The organism is Microbacterium sp. Bi128 (assembly GCF_918698205.1).
Genome location: NZ_CAKKMM010000663.1, coordinates 1 through 2715 on the forward strand (window position 1 = coordinate 1; position 2715 = coordinate 2715).

The 2715-nt window shown below is 68.4% G+C and carries 3 protein-coding genes and 1 pseudogene; 3 read left to right on the forward strand and 1 reads right to left on the reverse strand.

Annotation, left to right across the window (positions count from 1 at the left end; genetic code table 11):
* Positions 1–335, forward strand: a pseudogene (locus tag LQV45_RS24495) (cation:proton antiporter); the annotation flags it as partial.
* 58 nt (positions 336–393) lie between these two features.
* On the opposite strand, the gene LQV45_RS24500 reads toward LQV45_RS24495, so the two are convergent.
* Positions 394–1098 (reverse strand): DNA alkylation repair protein, encoded by a 705-nt coding sequence (locus LQV45_RS24500; protein WP_230009211.1) that lies wholly within the window; start codon positions 1096–1098, stop codon positions 394–396.
* A 125-nt stretch (positions 1099–1223) separates the two neighbouring features.
* Here LQV45_RS24500 and LQV45_RS24505 point away from each other — a divergent pair, with 125 nt between their 5' ends.
* Both LQV45_RS24505 and LQV45_RS24510 read left to right on the forward strand, forming a co-directional pair.
* Positions 1224–1829 carry a hypothetical protein gene (locus LQV45_RS24505; protein ID WP_230009212.1) on the forward strand — a complete coding sequence of 202 codons (606 nt, stop codon included), beginning with the start codon at positions 1224–1226 and terminating at the stop codon, positions 1827–1829.
* A 304-nt stretch (positions 1830–2133) separates the two neighbouring features.
* Positions 2134–2715: esterase/lipase family protein (locus LQV45_RS24510; RefSeq protein ID WP_374208287.1), on the forward strand; the 582-nt coding region annotated here is incomplete at its 3' end.

Here is a 2715-nt window from a genome sequence, read left to right on the forward strand (position 1 = left end):
CGGACAAGAATGCCCTCGGGCTGGGGCTTGGGGCCGGGGCCCTGCTGGCCCACGCCGACCTGGCTTTCCTGGGACTCCCGCTGTCGCTGGGGGTGTTGTCGGCGGCCCAGCTTGGCGTACCGGTGGCTGCGGCGAGCATCGGCACGCAGCTTCAGGTCCTGCTACCAGGCGAGGCCGCGGCCCTGCTGGTGGGAGCGCTGGTCACCATAGCCGCGGGCGCCGTCGCCGGGTCACGGGCGGCGAGGACTTTCGCGGTCCCGGCAAATGCCGGCGGCAAGTCCGGAAATTCCGGCAGCGCCGTTGGGCAGGGCGATCCGGGGGGTCCGAAGGCCTGACAGTCCGGATGTCTAAATGCCTGGGCCAAAGCCGAGCCGGCGGCGAAATTTCGGAGGGTCATTCTCCAATGGACGTGAATTGCAGCTCCGGCCTCCACTTTGCCATCTCTGCCTGGACCCGGGAGACTGCATCCCGGACAGCTGTGCCGTCGGCGTCGAACGTCCCGCCCGGCTCGCCGAGCACCTCGTTGGCGTGCCGGAGGAACCTGTCCCAGTCCCCCGCGCCCGCGCGCAGCGCCAGCAACGGCGAGAGAAGCGCGGCCCGGCGCAGCCAGGCATCGGGCTCGCGCACCCACCGGTCCAGCACGCTGTCGGCCCGCACCCTGGCCAGAACATCGAGTCCGTCCACCAGGGGCCCGACGACGTCGACGGCGAGCGGATCCACAAGGTCCCGCACCCGCGCCTGCCGGATGAAGCCCTCCAGCCGGGTGAGGTCCGAGTTGGTCAGCAGCTTCACGTTGGCCTGCAGCAGGACCACGGCGGCCAGCCGGCGCTCGAAAACCGGCGCGGCCCCCGGGCCGGAGCCTCCGAGGGCGGAGCCCCACAGTTCGGAACTCAGCGCAGTGACCTCATCGCGGGACAGCCCGGGATAGCGGCGGCCGGCATCCCGGACCGTGCCGCGCACGGCGCCCACGGACGTGCCGTAGAACCGGAGGCCGCTGCCCGCCGGCTCCGTTTCCAGCCGCGCCTGAAGCTGCTCAGCGCGGCGCCAGGAAGCTTCGCGCTGCAGCGAGAGGTCGATGAATTCGCCGGCATCACTCACCTGTCCATTCTTTCCCCTCGCGGCTCGCGGCGGAAACGCGGTGCCAAGCCGTCCTGGGCGGTGGGCCCGGACCATCTGCCTAGACTGAACTGGCAAGCCTCCGATCGAAAGCGGTTTACGCAACCATGCACACCAAGCTGACACTCGCCATCGCACTTTCCGCCATGACGCTGGGGGTGGCAGGGTGCGCTGCCCCTGCGCCATCTACCGCACCGTCGCCCGAGTCACCTGCGGCATCCGCGGCGCCGGCCCCTGATTTCGCATTAGACATCACGGGGGCGCCCGGCCGGATCGCCCAGGCCGGCCTCACGGTGCTGACGGCGGAGGGCAACGTGGACCACTATCACGCACATCTGGACGTGCTGAAGGACGGCAAGCCCATCGCGGTGCCGGCCAATATCGGCATCACCACCGGAGCTGACCACAGGGCCAACGGCATCTCAGCACTGCACACCCACGACACCACGGGCGTGGTCCACATCGAGTCCCCCACCGCCGGCCAGGTCTTCACCCTCGGGCAGCTCCTGACGGAGTGGGGCGTCCTCGGTGGCAACGGCGCCCCCGGCACCGGTGGGGGTTCGCTGGATGGCTGGACCGTTTACGTGAACGGCCGGAAGTTCGACGCCGGGATCCGGGACCTACCGTTCAAGGCGCACGACGAGATCGTCCTGTCCTACGGCACCGCGCCGGCGACGATCCAGGCCTCCTACGATTTTCCGCCCGGAGAGTGAGGTGACCGGGGGCGACGGCGGGCGGCATGCCCCTACCTGCACAACTGTGCAGCAGTCTCTCCACGCAACCCCACCTGGCACCAGCGGCGTCGAAAAATGCATGCACAAACGTGCATGTTGGAGCGATCCGCGGAGCACCTTCCCTAGCGTGAATTGAGAGACGTGAGTCGGATCACAGCGGGGGCTGATCCCCTACCTCACTTCCATTTCCACAGACCGTCACAGATGACGCGTCCAACCGAAGAGGTAATCCGCGCCATACCCGAAAACGCCCGCAGCACTCGCAACCCTGGCCGCTGCGACCTTGGCGCTGCTCGGCGCATCCCTGATGGGTGTGCCGGCGGCCCAGGCCGACACCGTTGACGTTTCGCCGCCCGGCGCGAATGACTGGTCCTGCAAGCCCTCGGCAGCCCACCCCTACCCGGTGGTCCTGGTGCCGGGAACCTTCGAAAACATGGCGAAGAACTGGGCGACGATGTCGCCGGCGCTAAAGAGCCAGGGCTACTGCGTCTTCGCGCTGAACTACGGTGCGACCAACGGCGTCGACGCCACGGGCCCGGTGGCAGACTCAGCCCGTCAGCTCGCCCCGTTTGTCGACAAGGTACTGGCCTCGACCGGTGCCAGGAAAGTTGATCTCGTGGGCCACAGCCAGGGCGGCATGATGCCGCGCTACTACCTCGGTTTCCTTGGAGGCGCGGACAAGGTGAACCACCTTGTGGGCATCGCCCCGTCCAACCACGGAACCCGCGGGCTCATCACGCCGACACCGGACGCCGTTCCGCCGGCCACCTCAGTGGGAGGGTCGAATTGCCAGGCCTGCGCCGACCAGCAGGCAGGTTCACCATTCCTCACCGAGCTCAACTCCATTGGCGACACGGTTCCTGGT

Excerpts from the sequence above, each read along its gene's own strand:
- LQV45_RS24505 (WP_230009212.1), top strand. The coding sequence starts at position 1,224 with ATGCACACCAAGCTGACACTCGCCATCGCACTTTCCGCCATGACGCTG.